Source organism: Proluteimonas luteida (genome assembly GCF_021191695.1).
Lineage (GTDB): Bacteria > Pseudomonadota > Gammaproteobacteria > Xanthomonadales > Xanthomonadaceae > Luteimonas > Luteimonas luteida.
Genome location: NZ_JAIWPT010000006.1, coordinates 67,718 through 92,193, shown reverse-complemented (window position 1 = coordinate 92,193; position 24,476 = coordinate 67,718). Strand labels below are relative to the sequence as shown.

Annotated in this window: 15 protein-coding genes; 5 read left to right on the top strand and 10 right to left on the bottom strand. The window is 70.3% G+C overall.

Annotated features, from left to right (window positions below):
* Window positions 1-135 precede the first annotated feature (135 nt).
* Window positions 136-2,022 carry a S8 family peptidase gene (locus LDO26_RS07070; protein ID WP_232130379.1) on the bottom strand — a complete coding sequence of 629 codons (1,887 nt, stop codon included), beginning with the start codon at window positions 2,020-2,022 and terminating at the stop codon, window positions 136-138.
* Window positions 2,023-2,112: 90 nt separating this feature from the next.
* Entirely contained in the window at window positions 2,113-8,625 is a 6,513-nt protein-coding gene (locus LDO26_RS07065) for an ESPR-type extended signal peptide-containing protein (RefSeq protein WP_232130378.1), read from the bottom strand.
* 303 nt (window positions 8,626-8,928) lie between these two features.
* Between LDO26_RS07065 and LDO26_RS07060 the strand changes: the two genes are divergently transcribed.
* Window positions 8,929-10,311 carry a sensor histidine kinase gene (locus tag LDO26_RS07060; RefSeq protein ID WP_232130377.1) on the top strand — a complete coding sequence of 461 codons (1,383 nt, stop codon included), beginning with the start codon at window positions 8,929-8,931 and terminating at the stop codon, window positions 10,309-10,311.
* Here LDO26_RS07060 and LDO26_RS07055 read toward each other — a convergent pair.
* From LDO26_RS07055 to LDO26_RS07030, 6 genes are all read right to left on the bottom strand, one after another.
* Window positions 10,293-11,042, bottom strand: a complete 750-nt coding sequence (locus LDO26_RS07055) for a response regulator transcription factor (RefSeq protein WP_232130376.1) — start codon at window positions 11,040-11,042, stop codon at window positions 10,293-10,295. The two genes, LDO26_RS07060 and LDO26_RS07055, sit on opposite strands and share 19 nt — an antisense overlap.
* Window positions 11,043-11,201: 159 nt before the next feature.
* Window positions 11,202-12,641 carry an ammonium transporter gene (locus LDO26_RS07050; protein ID WP_232130375.1) on the bottom strand — a complete coding sequence of 480 codons (1,440 nt, stop codon included), beginning with the start codon at window positions 12,639-12,641 and terminating at the stop codon, window positions 11,202-11,204.
* A 19-nt stretch (window positions 12,642-12,660) separates the two neighbouring features.
* The gene (locus LDO26_RS07045) at window positions 12,661-12,999 is read right to left on the bottom strand and encodes a P-II family nitrogen regulator (RefSeq protein ID WP_232130374.1); all 339 of its coding nucleotides are present in this window, start codon (window positions 12,997-12,999) and stop codon (window positions 12,661-12,663) included.
* A gap of 30 nt (window positions 13,000-13,029) precedes the next feature.
* Window positions 13,030-13,734, bottom strand: coding sequence for a TorF family putative porin (locus LDO26_RS07040; RefSeq protein WP_232130373.1), 705 nt, complete (start codon window positions 13,732-13,734; stop codon window positions 13,030-13,032).
* Window positions 13,735-14,044: 310 nt separating this feature from the next.
* The gene (gene glnA / locus LDO26_RS07035; RefSeq protein WP_232130372.1) at window positions 14,045-15,454 is read right to left on the bottom strand and encodes a type I glutamate--ammonia ligase; all 1,410 of its coding nucleotides are present in this window, start codon (window positions 15,452-15,454) and stop codon (window positions 14,045-14,047) included.
* 173 nt (window positions 15,455-15,627) lie between these two features.
* On the bottom strand, window positions 15,628-16,101 hold the full coding sequence (locus LDO26_RS07030) for an Lrp/AsnC family transcriptional regulator (protein ID WP_232130371.1): 474 nt from the start codon (window positions 16,099-16,101) through the stop codon (window positions 15,628-15,630).
* 144 nt (window positions 16,102-16,245) lie between these two features.
* Here LDO26_RS07030 and phhA point away from each other — a divergent pair, with 144 nt between their 5' ends.
* Window positions 16,246-17,193 carry a phenylalanine 4-monooxygenase gene (phhA, locus tag LDO26_RS07025; protein ID WP_232130370.1) on the top strand — a complete coding sequence of 316 codons (948 nt, stop codon included), beginning with the start codon at window positions 16,246-16,248 and terminating at the stop codon, window positions 17,191-17,193.
* Window positions 17,194-17,240: 47 nt separating this feature from the next.
* On the opposite strand, the gene LDO26_RS07020 is transcribed toward phhA, so the two are convergent.
* Complete coding sequence (locus tag LDO26_RS07020; protein WP_232130369.1) at window positions 17,241-18,524, bottom strand: alkaline phosphatase family protein; 1,284 nt, start codon at window positions 18,522-18,524, stop codon at window positions 17,241-17,243.
* 291 nt (window positions 18,525-18,815) lie between these two features.
* Here LDO26_RS07020 and LDO26_RS07015 point away from each other — a divergent pair, with 291 nt between their 5' ends.
* The 3 genes from LDO26_RS07015 to LDO26_RS07005 all read left to right on the top strand — a co-directional run bounded on the left by LDO26_RS07015 (window position 18,816) and on the right by LDO26_RS07005 (window position 22,027).
* Complete coding sequence (locus LDO26_RS07015; RefSeq protein ID WP_232130368.1) at window positions 18,816-20,021, top strand: amino acid aminotransferase; 1,206 nt, start codon at window positions 18,816-18,818, stop codon at window positions 20,019-20,021.
* Window positions 20,022-20,150: 129 nt separating this feature from the next.
* Window positions 20,151-21,389, top strand: coding sequence for a sensor histidine kinase (locus tag LDO26_RS07010; protein ID WP_232130473.1), 1,239 nt, complete (start codon window positions 20,151-20,153; stop codon window positions 21,387-21,389).
* 2 nt (window positions 21,390-21,391) lie between these two features.
* Window positions 21,392-22,027, top strand: a complete 636-nt coding sequence (locus LDO26_RS07005; RefSeq protein WP_232130367.1) for a response regulator transcription factor — start codon at window positions 21,392-21,394, stop codon at window positions 22,025-22,027.
* 289 nt (window positions 22,028-22,316) lie between these two features.
* Here LDO26_RS07005 and LDO26_RS07000 read toward each other — a convergent pair whose 3' ends face one another.
* Window positions 22,317-24,245 carry a sigma-54-dependent Fis family transcriptional regulator gene (locus LDO26_RS07000; protein ID WP_232130366.1) on the bottom strand — a complete coding sequence of 643 codons (1,929 nt, stop codon included), beginning with the start codon at window positions 24,243-24,245 and terminating at the stop codon, window positions 22,317-22,319.
* Window positions 24,246-24,476: the final 231 nt, after the last annotated feature.

Genomic DNA, 24,476 nt, shown 5'->3' with positions numbered 1-24,476 from the left:
ACGGCATTGCAAGCGGCCCGCACCGCCATCGTGGTTGCGGCGCCGGCGCACGGGCCGGTGCGCCGGACGCCTGCCGCATGCCGCATGCCGCATGCCGGCAGCCCTGACGGCCTGCCGGTATGCGACGCCCTGCGCCTACTGCCGCACCACGACGGTCAGACCGGTATAGGTGCCGGTCAGGCGCAGGTAGTAGGTCCCGGTCTTCGGCGCGGTGAAGCGGATCGTCTCCAGGTTGCCGGCGCGGGTCGACTTCGCCTCGTACGCGGCCTCGTCGGGGATCGCGTCGAAGCTGGCGTACGCGGAGACGTCGCCGACGCCGCCCATCGTCATGAAGCTCAGCACCTTGCCGGCCTCGGCCTCGAAGCTGTAGACGCCGTCGCCGACCTCGGACGACTGGTTGCGCAGTTCGACCTTGTTGACCAGTTCGACCACATCCGGACCGCAGTCCTGGGTTTCCGGATCGCAGGGTTCCTCGGTGGCCTTGTCCAGCAGCGCCTTCGCATTGAGGATGCCGGCACCGATGGGCGTGGCGGCCGGGATCGAGACCGGGAACGGACGCGCGGTCTGCTTCAGCAGGTCGCGCATCTGGCTCCAGTCCAGCGGGGTCTCGACCACGCTCTGCACCAGCGCGGCCGCGGCCGCGACGTGCGGCGACGCCATCGACGTGCCGGTCATGCCGCCGAAATACCAGGTCTCGGGATCCGGCGAGGTCTCGCCGCCGTTGACGACCTGCCAGATGTAGCCGTTCGGGTTGCCGTCGACCGCGCCGCCGCCGCCCGGCGCGGCGATGTCGACACGCGCGCCGTAGCTCGAATACGCGGCCTTGGCGCCGGTGATGCCGGTGGCGCCGACGCTGATGACGCCGTCGCACGAGGACATCGTGTACGCGCCGGCGTCGTCATTGGCGTTGCCGGCCGCGACGACGATGATCGAACCGAGCGCATTGGCCTGGTCGATCGCATCCTGGTAGATCGCGGGACACGCCGAGGGCCCGCTGCTGCCCAGGCTCATGTTGATGATCTCGGCCGGATTCCCGTTGACCGGCAGGCCTTCGACCTCGGCGCCGGCGGCCCACAGGATGCCGTCGGCGATGTCGCTGCCGAAGCCGCCGCAGGAGCCGAGCACGCGCACTGGCAGCACGTTCGCGCCATGGGCGAGGCCGGCGACGCCCTGCGCGTTGTCGGTCTCCTGCGCGATGGTGCCGGCGACGTGCGAGCCGTGCCACGAACTGGGCACCGCACCGTGGTCGCCGCCCACGGCCCAGCCGGTGCAGTAGTTGGCCTCGACCCAGTCGCCGAGATCCCAGCCGCCGGGCACGCGCTCGTCGCTGTCGCGGCGCGAGATGCGCGCGTCGGTGATCATGTCGTAGCCGGGCACCACGTTGCCGGCCAGGTCCAGCGCATCCTCGACGATGCCGGTGTCGAGCACCGCGACGACCACGCCTTCGCCGGTCGAGATGTCCCAGGCCTCGGGCGCGCGCACGCCGCCGGTCGCATCGGTGAAGTTCCACTGGTACTGGCCGTAGCCCGGGTCGTCCGGCGTCATCGCCGGCACCTCGGCGCGGATCGCCGGACCGGCCAGGCGCTGGTACAGCCGGTCGGCCTCGACGCTGGCGATGCCGGGCTCGGCGGACAGTTCACGGATGAAGCTGGCCGCCTCGGAGCCGCTCAGCGGACGCGACGTGCGAACCACGTGCCAGCCGGGGGCGGCCATCGCGCGCACCACGCTGGCACTGGCCGGCGCACGCGCGGCGGCGGTGACGGTGGCCGGGATCGCGCGGTCCAGGCCTGCACGCCGGGTCGCGGTGCGCAGGCTCGCATCGAGCGTGCCGCGGGCATTGGCGGCCGCCGGCGCGAGCTTGACGACGAACCGCTGGCCGGCGGCCGGCTGCACGGCCTGCGGCGATGCGCCGGTGACGCGCTCGCCGCTGATGCCGGCCGGCGTGCCGCTACCCGCGGCCTGTGCGCCCATCGCCAGTACCGTGGCGGCGATCGCCAGGCTGATCCTGCTGTGCTTCAACATGTTGGAACTCCCGCTGCTGGATGGTTGCGCCCGGAGGCGCAGGAGGATGGATACGAATGCCGCCGGCCGTGCGGCCGGCGGCAGGGCCGGTCACAGATCGATGCCGAAGCCGATGCCGGCGGACTTCTCGTCGCCGCTGAACGCGCCGCCGAGACTGAACGAGGCGCGGTCGCCGACCTTCTTCGCGTAGCCGACCGACAGCGCGCGCTCGCCGCTCTGGAAACCGGCGCCGACCGCGATGCGCCCGCGCGGGCTCTGCGTGCCGGCCGCGTTGGTCGCCATGTTCAGCATCGCCGCGCTCATCGCGCCCTGCTTGTCCAGGCGCCGGTCGACATCGCTGAAGCGCCGCTCCACGTCGCCGCGGAAGCCCTCGAAGCTGTCTTCCCATGCGGCGAAACGCGCATCGGTGTAGGCATTGGCCGAGCTCAGCGTCTGCGTCGCCGTGGTGTCGGTATAGGACTTGGCCTCGGCGACGCCGGCGTTGAGCTGGGCCACGTTGGCCGCGTCCGTGTCCGCCGTGCCGGCCGCCACGTTGGTGATCTGGCGCTCGTTGCCGGCGCTGCCCACCGACACCGTGTCCGCGCGGTCCGCCACCGAGCCCTGGCCCAGCGCGACCGCGCCTTCCGCGGTTACCGACGCCCCCTGGCCCAGCGCCGTGCCGGATGCGGCACTGACGCTTGCGCCCTCGCCCACCGCCACCGCGTTGGTCGCCCCGGCGGCGATCGTGCTGTTGGCGCCCACCGCCGTGCTGCCGTCGGCACCGACGCTGGCGTTGCCGCCGATCGCGGTGTCGTTGGGACCATGCGCATAGGCATCGCCGCCGACCGCCACGCCGTTGTCGCCGTTGGCCGCCGCGCCGGAGCCGATCGCGACCGCGTTGCTGTCCTCACCGATGCGCGAGGGCTGGTCGCCGCCGACGCTGACCCGGTCGTCGGCGCTGCCGCCGTGCGTGGCGAGCTGGTCGATGCGGCCGTCGAGGCGGCCGATCTGCGCATCCAGCGCCCCCAGCGCGTCGCCGACGCTGGCGTAGGTGCCGCCCTGGATCGCGTAGGCCGGGGCCGACAGCGTGCCGAACGCGGTCACCGCCGCGCCGCCGCCGAGCGCATCGGCGGTCGCCTGCAGGCCGGCATGCAGCTGGCCGCCGTTGACCGCCTGCCGGCTGTCGGCGCCCACCGCGCCGGCGGCGACGTTGTCCAGTACCGTGCCATCGGCGCCGCCGAGCGTGGCCGTGGCCTTGTCGCCGTCGTCGTAGACGATCGCGTTCGCTGCCACCCCGGCGATGTCGCCGATGCGCGTATCCAGGTCGTCGACCCGGCCCTCGACCACGCCGACCCGGGTGTTGGTCTCGAACAGCTGGCTGCCGTTGACCGCCTCCAGGCTGTCGGCCGACACCTCGCCCGCGGCGACGTTGCCGATCACCGTGCCGTCGGCGCCGGCCAGGGTCAGCGTCGACTTGTCGGCGCCGTCGTAGAGCACCGCGTTCTCGCCGAGCTCGCCCAGCTCACCGGCCACCGACTTCAACTGCGCCAGGTTCACCGCGTCGGTGTCCTCGGTGCCGGCGGCGACATTGGCGATCTGGCGATCGATCGCCGAATGCACCACGCCGGCTGCATCGGTCCAGTCCTGCGCCGCACCGACCGACACCGTGTTCGCGCGGTCGGCCAGCGAGCCGGCGCCCAACGACACGCTGTTGGTCGCGTCCTTCGTGGTCCAGGCATTGGAGCCCAACACCGTCGCATCCACCGCCTGCGCGTAGCTGTTGTAGCCGACCACGGTCGCGCCGTCTTCGGTGGCCCAGGCCTCGGTGCCGAGCGCGGTGGTGTAATGGCCGTCGCTGGCACTGGAAGCGTCCGCACCAGCCAGGCTGCCAGCACCGAGCGCGGTGCCGTAATCGCCCGTTGCGAGAGCGCTGTAGCCGCCAGCACTGCTGCCGAGCGCGGTCGTGGCCACACCTGATGCCTGCGCACCTGAACCGAGCGCAGTCGCGAAATCGCCCGAAGCGTTCGTGGGGCTGTCGAACACAGCTCCGAGACTGCCGAGCGCGGTGGCACCCTGGCCTGTCGCCTGGGCGCCGCTGCCCACTGCGGTTGTGTAGGCGGAGGATGCATATGACCCGCTTCCCACCGCCGTCGACTCCCAGCCGTCGCCGGTGGCGCCGAAGCCGAGCGCGGTGCTCATGTAACCATCGGCCCAGGAGAAGGCTCCTGCCGCAAACGCGCCCATGCCGTATGCCCAGGACTGGGCGCCGACAGCCGTGGACATCGCACCATCGGCAATCGCGCTGAAACCGATCGCCGTCGATATCGACCCATGAGCCGCGCTGTTGTAGCCGAACGCGGCACTGCTCTGCGAGGCCGAACTGTAGGCGCCGACCGCAGTATCCCATGCGCTGCCATCGACGCCACCGGCAAGCGCGTTGTGGCCAATCGCCACACTCGATTCACCCGTCGCCGTGGCGGCAGCACCACCTGCGTAGCTCAGATGGCCAGAGGCGACTGCACCGGCGCCGACTGCGGTCGCACCGGCTCCGTCGGCTTCGGCAGCGCCGCCCTTCACGATGTACGTGTCTCCGAACAGGTCCTCGTACTCCACATCCAGAATCCCGCCGATCGCGGTGCTGGATGCCCCGAAGGCCGCAGCGTTCAGTCCCACGGCAGTCGCGGCATCGGAATAGGCCATGGCGCCGGCGCCGAACGCAGATGCACCATGTCCGATCGCGTTGCTGGCCTCGCCTGCGGCGGTGGCATCGTCGCCCTCTGCGTACGCTCCTGCATCACTGTTGCCGCTTCCGGTGGCCTGGAAGTACCTGCTGGTCGCATCGGCGGTCTCGGCCACCGCGTTGAGCTGGGCCAGGTTCACCGCATCGGTGTCCTCGGTGCCCGCCGCGACGTTGGCGATCTGGCGGTCGATCGCCGCGTGCACCACGCCGGCCGCATCGGTCCAGTCCTGCGCCGCGCCCACCGACACCGTGTTCGCGCGGTCGGCCAGCGAGCCGGCGCCCAACGACACGCTGTTGGTCGCGTCCTTCGTGGTCCAGGCATTGGAGCCCAGCACCACCGAATCCACAGCCTGCGCGTAGCTGTTGTAACCGACCACCGTCGCGCCGTCCTCGGTCGCCCAGGCTTCGCCTCCGATAGCCACGGTGTGGATGGCTTCGGTGACGGAGTAGAAGTCCTGGCCAGCCAGCGCGTCGGTGCCCACGGCCGTGCCGTACTCGGCGGTCGTGGCATTGTTGCCGATCGATACGCCGGCCGAGCCCGCGCGCGCCTGCACACCGACGCCGGTACCCGCGACCTGCGCGATGGTGCCTTGGCCGACGGCAGTCGCCCCTTCCGCCGCATGAGCCAGCGCACCGATGGCGGTGCCGAAAAAGCTCGCCGAAGATCCGGCACCCAGCGCAGAGGCATACCAGGCGCTCGCCGTGGCATTGGTACCGATCGCGGTCGAGTCGAGACCCGCCGCCCAGGAGGCGAAGCCAATCGCCGTCGCCGCAGCGCCTTCCGCCTGCGACAGCGCGCCGACCGCCGTCGTGAACATGCCGATGCCCGAACTCAGGTTGCCGATCGCCACGGAACTGGCACCACTGCTGACGCTGCGCGTGCCGATCGCGATGGCATAGTCCCATGTCGCGCTGGCGCCGTTGCCGATCGCGATGGTATTGCCTCCGGTCGCACTGGCTGTGTTGCCGAGGGCGGTGGAGTCCAGACCCAGTGCCGTCGCGTTCTGGCCGATGGCAGTCGCGCCGTCGGCATAGGCCAGCGCGCCGCCGCCGAACGCCGATGCACCGTTGCCGATGGCGTTGGCCGCTTCACCTGCCGCCGTGGCCTCATTGCCCTCGGCCCAGGCGCCGGCATCGCTGTTCTCGCTGCCGGTCGCCTGGAAATACTTGCTGGTCGCATCGGCGGTCTCGGCCACCGCGTTGAGCTGGGCCAGGTTGACCGCATCGGTGTCCTCGGTACCCGCCGCGACGTTGGCGATCTGGCGGTCGATCGCCGAATGCACCACGCCGTCCGCATCGGTCCAGTCCTGCGCCGCACCGACCGACACCGTGTTCGCGCGGTCGGCCAGCGAGCCGGCGCCCAACGACACGCTGTTGGTCGCGTCCTTCGTGGTCCAGGCATTGGAGCCCAGCACCACCGAATCCACAGCCTGCGCATAGCTGTTGTAGCCGACCACGGTCGCGCCGTCCTCGGTCGCCCAGGCTTCGGCGCCCAGCGCAGTGGTGTAACTGGCGTCCGTCGTGCTGTAAGCGTCCTGTCCGGCCAATGATCGGGTACCGACAGCGGTGCTGTAGGTACCGTCAGAGTTGCTCAAGAAACCGAGCGCCGTCGCGGCCAGGCCTCCGCTGCTGAACGTACCCACCGCCAGGCCGCCATTGCTCGATGCCTGATACCCGATCGCGACACTTCCCTCGGCCGCATGGCTGAAGGCGCCAATGCTCGTGGCCGCGAATTGCGTCGCATCCGCGGCATAGCCGAACGCCGACGATCCGTTGCCGGCAGCAGCAGCCTGCATGCCGACTGCCGTTGTCCCCAGTCCCGTCGCGCTGCTCTGGGTGCCGACTGCAGTCGAGTACGCGGCACTTGCCTCTGCTGCCAGGCCCAGGGCCGATGCACCCAGACCGGTCGCCTGCGACTGCGCGCCCAGCGCAATCCCGCCGTACCTCGCCTCGGACCAAGCACCGATCGCAACGCTACCGCCATCGGCTTGCGCAGCATCGCCGACCGCAATCGTCCAGTCGTCGGCCGCAACCGCGGTGCTTCCGATCGCCACGGACGATGCGCCGGCGGCTTCGGCCCCGGCACCCAGCGCGACACTGACCACACCCACAGCCTGGCTGCCGGTACCGATGGCAACGGCGTCGGTCGCCATCACCATGGCGTCGAGGCCGAGTGCGGTCGCCCCGTCGCCATAGGCCATCGCGCCGCCGCCCAGCGCGGTCGCGCCGTTGCCGATTGCGTTGGACGCCTCGCCTGCGGCGGTGGCATCGTCACCCTCTGCGTACGCTCCCGCGTCACTGTTGCCGCTTCCGGTGGCCTGGAAGTACCTGCCGGTCGCATCGGCGGCCTCGGCCACCGCGTTGAGCTGGGCCAGGTTGACCGCGTCGGTGTCCTCGGTGCCCGCCGCGACGTTGGCGATCTGGCGGTCGATCGCCGCGTGCACCACGCCGGCCGCATCGGTCCAGTCCTGCGCCGCGCCCACCGACACCGTGTTCGCACGGTCGGCCAGCGAGCCCGTGCCCAGCGCGACGCTGTTGACGGCGTCCTTCGTGGTCCAGCTGTTGGACCCCAGGACCGTCGCACCCACCGCCTGCGCATAGCTGTTGTAGCCGACCACCGTCGCGCCGTCCTCGGTCGCCCAGGCTTCCGCGCCGACCGCCGTGGTGTTGTGCGCTTCCGTCTCGCTGTAGAAATCGCGCCCGGCCATCGCATTCGCACCAATCGCCGTGCCCAGCTGCGCGGTCATGGCATTCGCGCCGATGGACACGCCGCCCATCCCCGCATAGCTCTGGGTTCCGAGTGCGGCACCGGCTTCATCCGCGGACGCACCCTGTCCCACTGCGACGGCGAACGCGCCCACCTGCGAACCCGCCCCGACCGCCGTCCCGAATGTCATGGCGTAGGCGCCTGACCCGAGTGCGGTCGCATTCCAGCCCTCAGCATACGTGCCCACACCGAAGGCCGAGGCACTCATGCCCGCTGCGGTCGACAGCCCCCCCACGGCGGTCGAAAGAGCGCCATCGACCGCCGCACCCTCGCCGACCGCAGACGAGAGAATGCCCAATGCACTGGCCTGCCGGCCGATCGCCACGCCGCCGCCCATATCGGTTTCCGCCAGATAGCCGACAGCGACACTGCCCGACCAACGCGCATCGGCACCATAGCCTACGGCCGTTGCTCCTTCGGTCGACTGCGCGGCCCCACCGATCGCCGTGGCCTGGATCTCCAGTGCCGCCGCGTTCTGGCCGATGGCGGTCGCCCCATCGGCATAGGCCAGCGCACCGCCGCCGAACGCCGACGCACCGCTACCGATGGCATTGGCGGCTTCACCTGCCGCTGTGGCCTCGTCGCCCTCGGCGTAGGCGCCCGCGTCACTGTTTTCACTGCCGGTCGCCTGGAAGTATCGGCTGGTCGTGCCGGCGATGTCGGCCGCCGCGGCGAGCCGGGCGGAGTTCACCTCGCCGGTGTCCTCGGTGCCGGCCGCGACACCGGCGATCCGCCGGGTCAGGCCGTAGGCGGCATCGTCGTCCGACACCATGTCGGCATGATCGGCCAATGAACCCGCACCCGGCACGACCGCATTCGAGCCGCCAACCAGCGCCCCTTCACCACAGGCCAACTGGTCTCTCTCGGCGGTCGCGGCACCGATGACCTGGCCGTCCATGTCGACACACCATGCGCCCGCGGCATGTGCCTGACTGGCCGGCCACAGCGACGCCGTGCCCAGCAGTCCCGTCATCCACAGGGCCGTGGCCAGTGTTGCCGACGCTGGCGTGGCGATGCGCCGGTCGACACGGCCGCCGCTGTCGCCACGCGCGAGTTCGGACGCCACGACCACCATCGACAGCGCACGGTTCCAGACTTTCCTGTAGATCCTGTTCAAAGCGGTTTCCTCGGTTGGGCCACATGAGGGCACGCCCGCCACCGCCCGCCGTGCCTGCCCCGGGAGCCCCGTGGGATGGCCGGCAACACGTTCGCGTGCTGTGCCGCGTGATCGAAACCGGCAGTCGTGCTCCCCGGGAAGAATCCCGTCCACCTGCCGCGTCCGCCCTACCATGGGCGATCGCACCGGGTGATGTCATCCACGGGAAATTCCCCGGAAATGCGGTTTTTTCCGCATACTTTCCGTTCCTTTCATCCACGCCCCGCACCTTGCATGCGTGGTCTTCGCGCAGGTACCGCACGCATGTTCGACGCGATCCGCCGCTGGCTCAATGACGTGCCGATCGACGATCCGGTCGACCGGCGCAACGCGGCCGCGTTGCAGCTGCTGCTGCTGTTCCTGCTGATCTCGGTCCCGGCGACCTGGACCTATTTCCTGACCCAGCTCGGCATGCCGCGCGGCGGCGCATTGAACGTGGGGCTGGCGGCCCTGACGACGGTCGTGGTCGGCTTCTGCCTGGCGATGATCCGCGCCGGCCACTTCCGCCCGGCCGTCATGCTGTACCTGGGCACGCTGCTGGCGACGATGTGGATCAACTACGCCAAGTCCGGCTTCCAGGTGATGATGGTCAGCCAGTCGGACCAGTTCCTGGCGCTGCTGCTCGGCGGGCTGGTGCTGGGCCGGCGCGCGCTGTGGCTGATCTTCCTCGTGCTGCTGGCGATCGTCGTGACCGGCTGCCTTACCGACTATCCCGCGCGAGGCGGGCGCGCATTCGAGAACGCGCCATCGACGGCGATGGCGTACTTCATCGTCGCGATCATGCTCGACCGTGCCGTCGCCGCGCTGCGCGAAGCCCTGCACGACTCCGACACCCGGCGCGCCGCACTGCAGCGGGAGATGGCGGCGCGCGAACGCGCCCAGGCACAGCTGGTCCACGCCAAGAAGGTCGAAGCGACCGGACAACTGGCCAGCGGCGTCTCGCACGACTTCAACAACGTGCTCAGCGTGATCCTGGGCTATGCGCAACAGCGCGAACGGCTGGCCGACCGCGACAAGTCGGCGCTGGTCGATGCGCTGGCCGGCGTCGAGACCGAGGCGCGGCGGGCACTGGAGATCAACCGCAAGCTGCTGGATTTCAGCCGCCAGGAGATCCTGCGTCCGGAGGTGTTCGATGTCCGCCAGGCGCTGGCCGAACTGCAGCCGATGCTGCGCCAGCTGTTCCCGGCACAAGTCCGGGTCCGGATCGAGGCCGGCGACGACGGCCTGCATGTGCGCCTGGACCGTGCCAGCTTCATCCTGATGATGCTCAACATCGCCGGCAACGCGCGCGACGCGATGCCCGGCGGCGGCACCTTCACGATCGCCTCGCGGCTGCATCACGGCGACGATGGCGCGCAGGTCGAGCTGACCCTGCACGACACCGGCAGCGGCATTCCCGACACGGTGCGGGCGCGCATCTTCGAACCGTTCTACACCACCAAGCCGGCCGGCAGCGGCACCGGCCTGGGCCTGTCGCTGGTGCACGACATGATCCACAGCGCGCACGGCACGATCGACGTGGACAGCACGCCCGGCGCCGGCACGCGGTTCCGGATCCTGCTGCCGCATGCCGGCACCGGTGCGGATGCCGATGCGGCGGAAACGGCCATAGACCGTCCGGAAACGGCTCAGGCCGCGAACAGGTAGCCGATCCCGCGCGCGACCAGCAGCGGAAACGGCGGCGACGCACCGACCAGGTTGGCGACCTTGCGCCGCAGGCGGTGCACCAGCATGTCGAGCCGGCGCGGATCGAAATCGTGGATGTCGCCCGCGCGCACCAGCGCGGCGATCAGGTCCTCGCGCCGGACCGGTTCCCCGGGCGTGGCCATCAGCCGCTGCATCAGGTCGCGTTCCTGCATGGTCAGCGCCAATGCTTCGCCGCCCGGCGCGGACAGGCACCAGCCATCGGCATCGAGCCGCCATTGGCCCGGGGTGCCTGCAGCGGCCGGCCGTTGTCCGGGAGCGGCGGGCTGCAGCGGTTCCCGCGCCGCCGCCATGCGCTTGACCAGGCGATGCAGCGTGGCCATCAGGATGTCGATGTCGACCGGCTTGGGCAGGAACGCGTCGGCACCGCTGACCAGCGACTGCAGATGGCTGTCGCGGTCGCGGTTTCCGGTCAGCATGACGATGCCGATGTACGGGTAGGCCTCGCGCAGGTGGCCGGCGACACTGACGCCGTCCTCGTCGGGCAGGCCGATGTCCAGCAGTGCGACGTCGAACCGGTCGCGCAGCATGCTGCGGTACAAGCCGGCCGCGGTCGCCGCGCCGAACGCGTCGAATCCGTGTTCACGCAGCTCCGGCAGCAGGATGCGTTCGCGCAGGCTGTCGTCGTCGTCGAGCACCGCAACGCGGATCGCGGTCCCGGAGCGCGGGGTCATCGACGGAGAATGGGCTTGGGCATGCATCGATGATAGCGATGTCGCCACGTTGCGCGGGGCGCATCCCGCGCAGGCGGCGGGAATCGACGCCGCGAAAAGGGACGGGCAGCGGCGTCACCGCCGCTGCCCGTCCGTCCCGCAGGGAGGTAACCGAGGGGCTTACTTCTCGTAGGCCGATTCACCGTGCGAGACGATGTCCAGGCCGGCGCGCTCCTCGTCCTCGGTCACCCGCAGGCCGGTGACCAGGCGGGTGATGGTGATCGCGATCGCGGTCACCACCGCGCACCACAGGATGGTGAACAACACGCTGACCAGCTGCACCCAGACCTGGGCGCCGATCGCCAGATCGGCTTCGGTGCCGCCCAGCGACTGCGCACTGAACACGCCGGTCAGCAGCGCGCCGACGATGCCGCCGATGCCGTGCACGCCGAACACGTCGAGGCTGTCGTCGGCGCGCAGCAGGCGCTTGAGCCCGGTCACGCCCCAGACGCACAGCGCGCCCGCGGCCAGGCCGATCACCAGCGCACCCATCGGGCCGACGGTACCGGCGGCGGGGGTGATGCCGACCAGCCCGGCGATCGCGCCGGAGGCCGCGCCCAGCGCCGACGGGCGGCCTTTGGTGAACGCCTCGACGATGCTCCACGCGACCACGCCGGCCGCGGTCGCGACCATGGTATTGAGCATCGCCAGCGACGCGCTCGCATCGGCGGCGAGCGCCGAGCCCGCGTTGAAGCCGAACCAGCCGACCCACAGCAGCGAGGCGCCGATGAAGGTGAACGGCACGCTGTGCGGCTTGATCGCCTCCTTGCCGTAACCCAGACGCTTGCCGAGGAAGTACGCGCCGACCAGGCCGGCGACGCCGGCGTTGATGTGCACCACCGTGCCGCCGGCGAAGTCGATCACGCCCTTGTGCGCGAGGAAGCCCGCGTCGCCGCTCCACACCATGTGCACCATCGGCAGGTAGGCGAAGGTGACCCACAGGATCGAGAACAGCAGCACCGCGGAGAACTTGATGCGCTCGGCGAACGAACCGACGACCAGCGCGGTGGTGATGCCGGCGAAGGTCGACTGGAACACGATGAACAGGAATTCCGGCAGGCCGTCGGCATCGGTGTCGGCGGTGATGCCGCGCAGGAACGCCTTCTCGGTGAACGAGCCGAAGAACGCGTTGCCGTCGGTGAACGCGGCGCTGTAGCCATAGGACACCCACAGGATGACCACGACCGAGAACACCACCAGCACCTGCATCAGCACCGACAGCACGTTCTTCGAACGCACCATGCCGCCATAGAACAGCGCCAGGCCCGGCACCACCATCAGCAGCACCAGCAGGGTCGAGGTCAGCATCCAGGCGACGTTGCCGCTGTCGAAGGCGGCCGCTTCGGTCACGATCTCGTCGACCTCCTCGACCACCAGCGCGCCTTCGGGCGGAATGTCGCTGGTCTCGACCACGACCTCCTCGACCACGTCGATCACCGGCGCGGGCGCATCCTGGGCGAACGCGCCGCCCGCGGCGCCGAGCAGCGCCACCGTGCACAGCAGGGACAGGCACAGCGCCTGCAGGCGGGGACGCCACCCCGAAATCATCTTTGCTTTCATGTTGCTCTCCGAAGTGGGGTTAAAGGGCGTCCGCGCCGATCTCGCCGGTGCGGATGCGCAGGACCTGCTCCAGCGCGACGACGAACACCTTGCCGTCGCCGACCTTGCCCGTCGCCGCGGCCTGGGTGATCGCTTCCAGCGCGGGCTCGAACGCCTCGTCGCTGACCGCGCACTCGATCTTGAGCTTGGGCAGGAAGTCGACGACGTACTCGGCGCCGCGGTAGAGCTCGGTGTGGCCCTTCTGCCGGCCGAAGCCCTTGACCTCGGTGACGGTCAGGCCGGACACGCCGGCCTCGCCGAGCGCCTCGCGCACCTCGTCGAGCTTGAAGGGCCGGATGATCGCGATGATCAGTTTCATGCAGGTTCTCCTGTGGACATGCGCACCTCGTCAGAACGACTTGGTGACGGCGAAGTTGATGGTGTCGTCGAGCCCGTCGATGTCGTTGTCGTTCCAGGCCAGGGCGAGGCCGAAGCCGTTGTCGAACGACTTGCCCACGCCCAGCGACCAGAACGCGTACGACGCCGTGCCGCCGCTGCCCGATACCCACTGCTTGCCGACCGCGCCATCGAGCGTCCAGCCGGGCGCGAATTCCCAGCCGACGCCGAGGTCGAGGTTGCTGCTGCCGTCGGAATCGGGAATACCGAACAGGTCGGTGACCGCGTACGAATAGGTCGCGCTGAGGATGTTCCAGCTCACGCCGACGTACAGTTCGGTGGTGTCGGCCTTGTCGAAACCGGCCGGGTAGCTGCCCGGGTACCAGTAGCGGACGGCGCCGACGTCGTAACCGAAACCGCTGTCGCCGAACTCGCCGCGCCAGCCGAGATAGCCGTCGAGTTCGAGCTGGCTGGACACGTCGGGGTCGGAATCGGCGAGCCAGCTGATGCTGCTGCCCCAGGTGCCGACATAGAAGCCGCTGTCGTGCGCCCATTCGATACCGCCCTGCAGGGCCGGCTTCTCGTCGGTCTGGGTGACGCCGCGGAACAGGTAATCGCTGGTCAGCGTGATCGAGCCGGAGACTTCCGCGTGCGCGGCGCCGGCTGACACGAGACAGAGAAACAACAGTGTTGCGGATGCATGCTTGCGTGACGACATGACACAGGCTCCTCAAGTGATTGGAAAGCCCTCCCCGGTCATTGCGTGCAACGTTTGTTGTTCATGTTGGTATGGCAGGCGAACGACGATTCGGATCGATGCCCGCGGGCATCGCATCCGCGGCCTGCGCTCTGTGGCGCCTGAGGCCGCATCTGCCCCTTCCCCGGGGCGGCTTTCCGTGCGGGCGACGGATACTGCCGTCGCCCGCGGTCCTGTGGGTGCCTGCATCCGGCGACGCCCCCGACCGTGGGGGAGGGAAGGCGTCGCCGTCTGCCGGTGGCGTGTCAGATCGGATGCAGCGCGCGGTGCATCAGATCGCGTAGTACAGCTGGTATTCGAGCGGGTGGGTCGCGGCGCGGAACTTGGTGACTTCCTGCATCTTCAGCGCGATGTAGCCGTCGATGAAGTCGTCGCTGAACACGCCGCCCGCCTTGAGGAACTCGCGGTCGGCATCGAGCGCCTCGAGCGCCTGGTCGAGCGAGTGGCACACGGTCGGGATCAGCTTCTCCTCTTCCGGCGGCAGGTCGTAGAGGTCCTTGTCGCTGGGGCCGCCCGGATCGATCTGGTTCTTGATGCCGTCCAGGCCCGCCATCATCAGCGCGGCGAAGGTCAGGTAGCCGGACTGGATCGGGTCGGGGAAGCGCATCTCGATGCGGCGCGCCTTCGGATTGGCGACGTAGGGGATGCGGCACGAGGCGGAGCGGTTGCGGGCCGAGTAGGCCAGCATCACCGGCGCCTCGAAGCCCGGCACCAGGCGCTTGTAGCTGTTGGTGCCGGCGTTGGAGAACGCGTTGATCGCACGCGCGTGCTTGAACACGCCGCCGATGTACCACAGCGCGGTCTGCGACAGGCCGCCGTAGCCGTCGCCGGTGAACAGGTTGGTGCCGCCCTTGGCCAGCGACTGGTGCACGTGCATGCCGCTGCCGTTGTCGCCGACGATCGGCTTGGGCATGAAGGTCGCGGTCTTGCCGTTGCGGAAGGCGACGTTCTTGACCACGTACTTCAGCGCCTGCAGCTCGTCGGCCTTGCTGACCAGCGAGTTGAAGCGGGTGCCGATCTCGCACTGGCCGGCGTTGGACACCTCGTGGTGGTGGACCTCGACCTCGATGCCGATCTCCTCCAGGGTCTTGCACATCTCCGCGCGCAGGTCGTGCAGCGAGTCGAGCGGCGCGACCGGGAAGTAGCCGCCCTTGATGCCGGGGCGGTAGCCGCTGTTGCCGCCTTCGTACTCCTTGCCCGAGTTCCAGTGCGCTTCCTCGGAATCGACGTGGAAGAAGGTGTGGCCCATCTCGTTGGCGTAGCGCACCGAGTCGAACACGAAGAACTCGGGCTCGGGGCCGAAGAACGCCTGGTCGGCGATGCCGCTGGACTTCAGGTAGGCCTCGGCGCGCTTGGCGACGCCACGCGGGTCGCGCGCATAGGCCTGCATGGTCGCCGGCTCGAGCACGTCGCAGACGATGTTGAGCGTCGGATCGGCGGTGAACGGATCGACGAACGCCGTCGCCGGATCGGGCAGCAGCACCATGTCGGACTCGTTGATGCCCTTCCAGCCCGGGATCGACGAGCCGTCGAACATCTTGCCGTCCTCGAACAGGCCCGGCTCGATGATCGAGCGGGGATAGGTGACGTGGTGCTGGACGCCACGCATGTCGGTGAAGCGCAGGTCGATGAACTCGACCTTGTTGTCGTTGATCAGCTTTTCGACGTTATCGATGGACATCGGGAGCAACCGCCTTGGGTGATGTGTGTACGGGGTGTACACGCAACGACCGTGCCAGGCACACACTCTCAATGAAATCAGCCATTTATGCGGGCCGATGTGTCTCGCATCACGGCTTACGCACAGTTTTCGTGCGCTCCGCCTTGCTGAAAGCACCAATTTAGTGCAATCGTTCAGCCGTCCAGCGGCAGGCCGCGCCATGCCTTGACGGTGCGCAGCACGAAGCTGGAGTTCACGTCCTCGACCGCGGGCTGGTTCAGCAGCCGGTCGAGCAGGAAGCGCGAGAAATGGGCCAGGTCGCGTACCACCACCTGCAGCAGGTAGTCCATGTCGCCGCTGAGCGCATGGCAGGTGACGACCTCGTCCCAGCCGTCGACCAGCTGCGCGAACCCGGCGACCGCGGCGCTGTCGTGGTGCTTGAGCTGCACCCGCACGAACGCCTGCAGGCCCAGCCCGAGACGCCCGGCGCTGACCTCGGCCCGGTAGCCGGCGATGACGCCGTCGCGTTCGAGCCGCTGCACCCGGCGCAGGCACGCCGACGGCGACAGGTGCACGCGCTCGGCGAGATCGGCGTTGGTCAGGCGGCCCTGGCGCTGCAGTTCCGCCAGCAGCAACAGGTCGGTGCGATCCAGCGAGGCTTCGGTCATTTCATGCGCTGAACATGCGGAACACGACCGGATATTGCGCCGGTCCGCCGGTTTCGCGCAACAACGCAAGCCTGTTGCAAGGGATCACGGCTATCGTCGATGGACGCGCGACACGGATCGCGCCCAGGATTCAGGGAGCCGCCGATGTCCGCACAGCCGCAGAACACCCCTCCGCAGAGCCCGCCTCCACAGGGCACGTCCCCGCAGAGCGCGCCCCGCCGCGTCGAGAACCTGCACACCGACAAGGGCAAGGTGCCGGTCTATGCGACCGGTATCGTCCAGCAGCCCTGGGACGACTACGGCGCCGACGACCACGCCACCTGGGCGACGCTGTACGCGCGCCAGCGCGCGCTGCTGGCCGGCCGCGCCTGCGACGAGTTCCTGCAGGCGCAGGACGCGATGGGCATGACACCCGACGCGATCCCGAAGTTTTCCGAACTCGACGCCGCACTCGAGGCCGCGACCGGCTGGACCCTGCTGGGCGTCGAGGGCCTGCTGCCGGAACTCGATTTCTTCGACCATCTCGCCAACCGCCGCTTCCCGGTGACCTGGTGGATCCGCCGGCCCGACCAGATCGACTACATCGAGGAGCCGGACCTGTTCCACGACCTGTTCGGCCACGTGCCGCTGCTGATGAACCCGGTGTTCGCCGACTACATGCAGGCCTACGGCAAGGGGGGGGTCAAGGCGCACGGCATCGGCCCGGACGCGCTGCAGAACCTGACCCGGCTGTACTGGTACACGGTCGAGTTCGGCCTGATCCGCCAGGCCGGCGGGCTGCGCATCTACGGCGCCGGCATCGTCTCGTCGAAGGGCGAATCGATCCATGCGCTGGAATCGGCCGCGCCCAACCGCGTCGGCTTCGACCTGGAGCGGATCATGCGCACCCGCTACCGCATCGACAGCTACCAGAAGACCTATTTCGTCATCGACAGCTTCGAACAGCTGATGGACGCGACCCGGCCGGACTTCGCGCCGATCTACGCGCGGCTGGCGACGCAACCGGCGATCCCGGCCGGCCAGGTACTCGATACCGATCGCGTGTTCAACCGCGGCACCGGCGAAGGCTGGCCGGAGGATGCCGACGTCTGAGGCGCGACGGGGCAGATGCCGCCGTCGCGGTCAGCCCGTCGCCACGCCTACCGTCCCGGCACCAGCGCGTCCCGGGTGTGCGCCAGGTCGCCGTCGTTGTCCGCCGGCGGGATGGCGAGCAGATGCGCGAGCAGCGGATACACGTCGACGTTGTCGATCGCCGGGATCACCGCGCCGCGCCGGAACGCCGGCCCATGCGCGATGAACGGTGCGCGCATGTCGGGATGCCGGTTGTCGTAGCCGTGCTCGCCGCGCAGCCGGTGGCCCTTGCGCTGCATGGCGTCGCGGGTGGTGACCTGCCAGCCGGGTTCGGCCTCGCAGAAATACGCCGGGACCCGGCGGTGGGTGCCGAAGCGGTAGCGCTCCGGGATCCGGTCGCGGGTCGTGCATGTCATGTGCGGGTGACCGCCGAGCAGTTGCCGCGCGGCATCCTCCCCGCCCGGCAGTGCGTCGAACGACGCGTAGGCGCCGGTCCACAGGAAATCCAGCCGTGAGACGTCCACCAGATCGTCCAGGTACAGCTCGCGATCCGGACCGGTGGCGGCCATGCCATGGTCGGAGACGACGACCAGGTTGACGCGTTCGCCCAGCCCCTGCGCATCGATGCCGGCCACCAGCGTGGCGAGCGCGGCGTCCACTTCCGCCAGCGCGGCATCGAGCTCGGGGGAATCCGGGCCATGCAGATGGCCCATGGTGTCGACGATGTCGAAGTAGAGGGTGATCAAGTGCGGGCGCTCGGCGGGCGCCAGGGCCAGCCAGCCCAGGACCTGTTCGACGCGCTGCCGGGAATCGACCGCGATGTCGAACGGCCGCCAGTACTCCGGCATCGCACCGTGCACCGGGGCCTCGGAGCCGACCCAGAACATCGTCGCCGCACGGCCACCGTGTTCCCGCACGCTGGTCCACAGCGGCCTGCCGTCGTTCCACCAGCGCGCATCGCCGACCGTGGCACGGTCGAACATGCTGAAACGCACGCCGGGCATCGTCGGATCGGTCATGAAGTTGGCGACCACGCCGTGCCGGTCCGGGCGCAGGCCGGTCACCAGCGTGTAGTGGTTGGGAAAGGTGATCGACGGGTACGAGGGGCGCATGTACTCGGCGCGCACGCCCGCGTCGGCCAGCGCCTGCAGCGTCGGCGTCAGCCCACGGTCGAGATAGTCGGCACGGAAGCCGTCGATCGACACCAGCAGCACCGGCGCATCGGCATCGGCGGGAAGTCGCGCCGGGCCATCGCGAGGCGGCGACGCCAATGCGGCATCCCGGGCGGGCGCTGCCGCGCAGCCCGCCAGCAGCAGCGCGGTACACAGCAGGGCGGCGCAACGTGCGGCCATGACGTATCTGGGCACAGGGTGTCGAGGGAAGCGGTGGAGATCCGGATCCTGACAGAAAGACCGTGCACTTTACGACCGCGGAAACCGGTTTCGATGTCCGGCAGCGGCGCCTGTCGTGGTCGCGATGCATGCGCATGGTCCGGATTCCGGCAGCCGCGCGTTCGCGCCAAGCCGCCCGATGTGCGGCAGTGCACTTCGAAACCGTCGCGCCGCCCGCGCCGGCTTGCTATTTTGGGCGGGTTTGGCGGCGTCCGCCGCCGACGCCCTCCCCTCCGTCGCGCAGGCAAGCCCGTGTCCTCTTTCTTTTCCGCTGTCGAACTCGTCCCCGGTGATCCGATCCTCGGCCTGACCGAGGCCTACAACGCCGATCCGCGCGCCACCAAGGTCAACCTCGGCGTGGGCATCTACTACGACGAGGACGGGCGCATCCCGGTGCTGGACGCGGTGCGCGAGGTCGAGCAGCGGCTGGCCGCCGAAGCCAAGCCACGCGGCTACCTGCCCATCGACGGCATGCCCGACTACACCCGCGCCACCCGCGAGCTGCTGTTCGGCGCCGATTCGCCGCTGGTCGCCGAAGGCCGTGCCGCGACCACGCAGACCATCGGCGGCAGCGGCGCCCTGCGCGTCGCCGCCGAGCTGCTGCACAGGACACTGCCCTCGGCGCGCATCGCGATCAGCAACCCCAGCTGGGAGAACCATCGCGCGGTGTTCGGCGCGGTCGGCTTCGAGGTCGTCGACTATGCGTATTTCGACGCCGCCAGCCACGGCCTCGACTTCGACGGCATGCTCGCCGACCTCGGCAAGCTGGAAGCCGGCACGGTGGTGCTGCTGCACGCCTGCTGCCACAACCCGACCGGCGCCGACCTGACGGCCGCGCAGTGGGCCCGGGTGATCGAGCTGCTGCACGAACGCAGGCTGTTCCCGTTCGTCGACATGGCCTACCAGGGCTTCGACCAGGGGATCCCCGAGGATGCGCTGGCCGTGCGCCTGCTGGCCGCCTCGCCGATCCGCAACTTCGTGGTCGCCAGTTCCTACTCCAAGTCGTTTTCGCTGTACGGCGAGCGCGTGGGCGCGCTCACGGTCGTCAGCGACAGCGCCGACGAGAGCCGGCGCGTGCAGTCGCAGATCAAGCGCCTGGTCCGTGCCAATTATTCCAGCCCGTCGACGCATGGCGCGGCCCTGGTCGCCGGCGTGCTGGGCAGCCCCGAGCTGCGCGAGCGCTGGGAGACCGAGCTGGGCCAGATGCGCGAGCGCATCCACGCCCTGCGCGCCGGCCTGGTCGAGAAGCTGGCCGCCCATGGCGCGCCGGCGTTCGCCTTCATCCAGGACCAGGCCGGCATGTTCTCGTATTCCGGCCTCAGCCGGGCGCAGGTCGAGCGCCTGCGCGAGGAGTTCGGCATCTACGCGGTCGGCACCGGCCGCATCTGCGTGGCCGCGCTGAGCCTGAAGAATCTCGACTATGTGGCGGAAGCGGTGGCGGCGGTCAGTCGCGGCTGAGAGGACGCTGCGGCACGGCGGAGGTTCACGCGCCCGACGTTCGCGATGCCTCCGGTCGCCATGGCCGATCTCCTGCAACCTATCCATCTCCGGGCGTCGGGGGCGTGGCCCCGACCTACGGCGCCCCGGATCGGCGCGGCCGGTGCCGGGCGCAGTGCCTGTGGTCATCGATCCGACCTGCCGGAAGTCACTTTCTGCGCCATAGCGATTGCCGTGCGCCGTGCGCGCTTGCAGCATGGCGCGGTGCACGATGTCCGCCACCGCCTGCTGAACCCACTGAACGTCGCCGCGCTGCTGACGCTGGGCGCGGTCGCGCTGTCGCTGCGCTTCTACGACGCCGCCGTCGCGGCGTGGGCGTGGTGGCTGCTGGGCGCGTACGCGGTCGGCTTCCTCGCGCTGAGCATGGTGCCCGCGCACATGCGCCGACTCGATGCCGCCATCCTGCTGCTATTGCCACTGCTCGCACTGGCGCTGATCGCGCTCGACCCGCGCCCCGGCGCGGCGCCGGTGCTGCTGGTGATCTGGACGGCCGTGCTGTTCGCCGACTGGCCCGCGCGCCGGGCGCTGCCGGCGATCGTCGCCGCGGATGTCGCGTTCTACGTGATCCTGCGCGAACGTACGGCCCTGTCGGCACCACTGATGGCCGTGCTGATCCATGCAGGCTTCCAGGTGTTCGCGGCGCTGTGCATGCACTATGCGCGCAGCGCCGAGCACGCCCGCGATGCGCTGGCGCGGGTCAACGCCGACCTGCTGGCGACCCGCGCGCTGCTGGCCGACAGCGCGCGCGATGCCGAGCGCCTGCGGATGGCGCGCGAGCTGCACGACGTCGCCGGCCACAAGCTGACCGCGCTGCGGTTGAACCTGCGCGCGCTCGCCGCCGATCCGGCGCTGGCCGCGCGCGACGAAGTGCGCATCGCCGGCCAGCTGTCGGCCGAACTGCTCGGCGACATCCGCCACGCGGTGCAGGCGCTGCGCGACGAACGTGGCCTCGACATCGCGACCGCGCTGCGCGCGCTGGCTGCGCCGCTGCCGCGACCGGCGCTCCAACTGGCGGTCGACGACGACGTGCAGATCAGCGACGCCGCTGTCGCCGAGGCGGTGCTGCGGCTGGTGCAGGAGGCGCTGACCAATGCCGCGCGGCATGCCGACGCCGATGTGCTGCGGGTCGCGCTGCACCGGGACGGCGACGATCTGCAGATCGCGATCGAGGACGACGGCCGCGTGCGCGGTGTGCTGCGCGAGGGCAACGGCATCACCGGCATGCGCGAACGCATCGATGCGCTGCGCGGCACCCTGCGGTTCGCGCGCACGCCCGAAGGCGCGCTGCGCATCGACGCGCGGCTGCCCGCCGTGCGCAGGCTGCCTTGAGCATGCCCACCCCGCCCCGCATCGCCCTGGCCGACGACCAGGCGCTGGTCCGCGCCGGGCTGCGCGCGCTGCTGCAGGGCCAGGGCATCGCGATCGCGGTGGAGGCCGACGACGGCGCGTCGCTGCTGGCGCAGCTGGCCGGCACGCCGGTCGACGTGGTGCTCAGCGACATCCGCATGCCGGGCATGGACGGCATCGACGCGCTGCTGGCGCTGCGCGCACGCGGCGACCGCACGCCGGTGCTACTGCTGACCACGTTCGACGACAGCGACCTGCTGCTGCGCGCGACCGCCGCCGGCGCGCAGGGCTTCCTGCTCAAGGACGCCGCGCCGGAGGACCTGCGCGATGCGATCGTGCGGCTGGCGGCCGGCGGGACCCTGCTGCAGCCGGTCAGCACCGATCCGGTGCGCGCACGCTACCGCTTCCACGACGAGGCGGCGCCGGCGGCCGCGTTCAGTCCGCGCGAGGTGGCAATCCTGCGGCTGCTGGCCGGCGGCTATTCCAACAAGGAGATCGCGCGCAGCCTGTTCCTGGCCGAGGGCACGGTGAAGAACTACGTCTCGGCGATCCTCGACAAGCTCGGCACCCGCGACCGCACGCGCGCGGTGCTCAAGGCGATCACGCTGCGGGTGATCTAGGGCCCGGCAGCAGGACGCCGGCCGGGCCCGGCATTCGCCCCTCGGCCGTGGGTCGGCCCCACGCGGCCGACGTGCTGGGTGTCCGGGTTCACGAGGCGTCGGGGGCGTGGCCCCGACCTACGGGACCTCGTGAACCCAGACACCGCGCACGTCCAGGCGCGCGGGCGGCAGGAATCGTCCGGACTGCGAAGTCCGCTGCACGGTCCATCTCGACCAGCTTCGCTGGCTTGGCGCGCACGGCCGCGACCGGCGTTTCGCGGCCCCGGCGTTTCGCGGCCATAAGTCGCTCCTACGATTCGTAATGGCGCGCGCCGCGGCCCAGCTTGCGGTACAGCGTGCTGCGGCTGATGCCCAGGCGCCGCGCGGCCTGGGCCATGTTGCCGCCGCAGGCATCCACGGTCGCGCGCATCAGCGCTTCGGTCACCGTCGCCAGGTCCGCGCCGGGCATCGCGGGCACCGGCGTGGCCGCGGCATCCGGTCCGTCGGGACCGCCGGCGGATACCGCCACCGGCATCCGCAGATAGCCCGGCAGCAACGCGGCGTCGACGATGCTGCCCGGTTCGCTGAGCGCGACCAGCGTGCGCAGGCACGACACCAGCTGGCGCAGGTTGCCCGGCCATGCGTAGCCGCCCAGCGCGGCACGCGCCGCGGCGTCCAGCCTGCGGCCGCCGGCGATGCGCGCCCACAGCCGGTCGACCAGTGCCGGCACGTCGCCGTGTTCGCGCAGCGACGGCAGGTGCACGCAGTGGTGCGAGATCCGGTAGAACAGGTCGGCGCGGAAGCGGCCTTCGGCCACTGCGGTCTCGAGGTTGCGGTGGGTCGCGCAGACCAGCGCGAAATCCAGCCGCACCGGCCTGCCGCCGCCCAGCGGCAGCAGTTCGCGATCCTGCAGCACGCGCAGCAGCCGCGGCTGCAGCGCCAGCGGCATGTCGCCGATCTCGTCGAGGAACAGCACGCCGCGGTCGGCCTGGCGCAGCAGGCCGGGGTTGCCGCTCTTGCGCGCGCCGGTGAAGGCGCCGTCCTCGTAGCCGAACAGTTCCGCCTCGATCAGCCCTTCCGGCAGCGCCGCGCAGTTGACCGCGACGAACGGCATGCCGGCGCGCGCGCTGCGCCGGTGCAGCTCGCGCGCGAACACTTCCTTGCCGCTGCCGGTCTCGCCCTGGATCAGCACCCCGATGTCGGCATCGAGCACGCGCCGCGCCTGCCCCAGCGCCTGTTCGACGCCGGCATCGAAGATCGGCGCATCGGGATCGCCGGCCGGCGTCGACGCGGACACGGTGATCGCGCTGCGCACCGGCGCACGGCGCTGGCGCTCGGGGGTGTCGACGCGGCCGTACAGCAGGTGGCCGTGACGGTCGCCCAGCGTGCCGTCGTCGTGCAGCCGGCCGATGGCGTCGTCGAACAGCGCCTCGTAGCCGGCGTGGCCGATATCGCCGTGGCGCAGGCCCAGCAGCTCCAGGCCGCAGCGGTTGGCCGCGACCAGCACCCCGTCCCGGAACGCCAGCAGGCCCTCGCGCGCGGTGCCGAGCAGGTCGGCATCGCGGTGCAGGCGCAGCAGCTCGGCGGCGACGATGCCGTCGTCGAAATAGCGGTGCTCGATGTTGGCGACCGCCAGCTGCGCCAGCCCCAGCGCGTGCATCTGCGGCACGCCGGCATCGCCGGAGATGTCGAGCACGCCGACCAGTTGGCCGTACGGGTCGAAGATCGGCGCGCCGGCGCAGGTGAGGATGCGGTGCGGGGCGAAATAGTGCTCGGCGCCGCGCACCTCGACCGCGCGCCCCTCGACGATCGCGGTCCCGATCGCATTGGTGCCGACGCTGGCCTCGCTCCAGCAGGCGCCGGGCATCAGCGCGACGCGGCCGGCCTTGTCGAGGAAGCCGGTGCTGCCCTCGGCATCGAGGATCCAGCCCTCGGCATCGGTCAGCAGCGCGATGCTGCCGGTCGCGCTGGCGTCGGCCTGCAACAGTTCCAGCTCGGCGCGCGCCAGCCGCCACAGCTTCTCGCTGCGGTCGCGCATCTCGCGCAGGCGGCCGTGCTCCAGCGGCGCGATCTCGGGCCGCGCGTCGGCGGCGAGTCCGAGATCACGGCAACGCTGCCACGATTGCAGGATCGTCGCCGGCACCACGCCGGTGGCGGCGCGCCCGCCCGCGACATGCGCGCCCTCGAAAAACGTGCGCCGGGCCTGTCCGAGATCCGGCTTCTGGTTGCCCAGGGTCATGAACGCGACCTCCCGCGACGTGGTCCCGGACTGTAACGCCTTCGCGGGCGCGACACATCTGTCGCAGGATCGGACACATCACACCCGCGTGTCGCGGCTTGAGACGTCGCAGGCGCCGCGCCATGTGATGCAACGCAGCACATTTGCGCATCCTTTCGCGCCACGAACGGACGCGGCCCATGACGCGCAGCAGCATGGATTTCTGGCATGGCGCTTGCAGCGATGGGTTAC

Coding starts and splice junctions, on each gene's coding strand:
- LDO26_RS07070 (WP_232130379.1), bottom strand. CDS start 2,022: ATGTTGAAGCACAGCAGGATCAGCCTGGCGATCGCCGCCACGGTACTG.
- LDO26_RS07060 (WP_232130377.1), top strand. CDS start 8,929: ATGTTCGACGCGATCCGCCGCTGGCTCAATGACGTGCCGATCGACGAT.
- LDO26_RS07055 (WP_232130376.1), bottom strand. CDS start 11,042: ATGACCCCGCGCTCCGGGACCGCGATCCGCGTTGCGGTGCTCGACGAC.
- LDO26_RS07050 (WP_232130375.1), bottom strand. CDS start 12,641: ATGAAAGCAAAGATGATTTCGGGGTGGCGTCCCCGCCTGCAGGCGCTG.
- LDO26_RS07045 (WP_232130374.1), bottom strand. CDS start 12,999: ATGAAACTGATCATCGCGATCATCCGGCCCTTCAAGCTCGACGAGGTG.
- LDO26_RS07040 (WP_232130373.1), bottom strand. CDS start 13,734: ATGTCGTCACGCAAGCATGCATCCGCAACACTGTTGTTTCTCTGTCTC.
- glnA (WP_232130372.1), bottom strand. CDS start 15,454: ATGTCCATCGATAACGTCGAAAAGCTGATCAACGACAACAAGGTCGAG.
- LDO26_RS07030 (WP_232130371.1), bottom strand. CDS start 16,101: ATGACCGAAGCCTCGCTGGATCGCACCGACCTGTTGCTGCTGGCGGAA.
- phhA (WP_232130370.1), top strand. CDS start 16,246: ATGTCCGCACAGCCGCAGAACACCCCTCCGCAGAGCCCGCCTCCACAG.
- LDO26_RS07020 (WP_232130369.1), bottom strand. CDS start 18,524: ATGGCCGCACGTTGCGCCGCCCTGCTGTGTACCGCGCTGCTGCTGGCG.
- LDO26_RS07005 (WP_232130367.1), top strand. CDS start 21,392: ATGCCCACCCCGCCCCGCATCGCCCTGGCCGACGACCAGGCGCTGGTC.
- LDO26_RS07000 (WP_232130366.1), bottom strand. CDS start 24,245: ATGACCCTGGGCAACCAGAAGCCGGATCTCGGACAGGCCCGGCGCACG.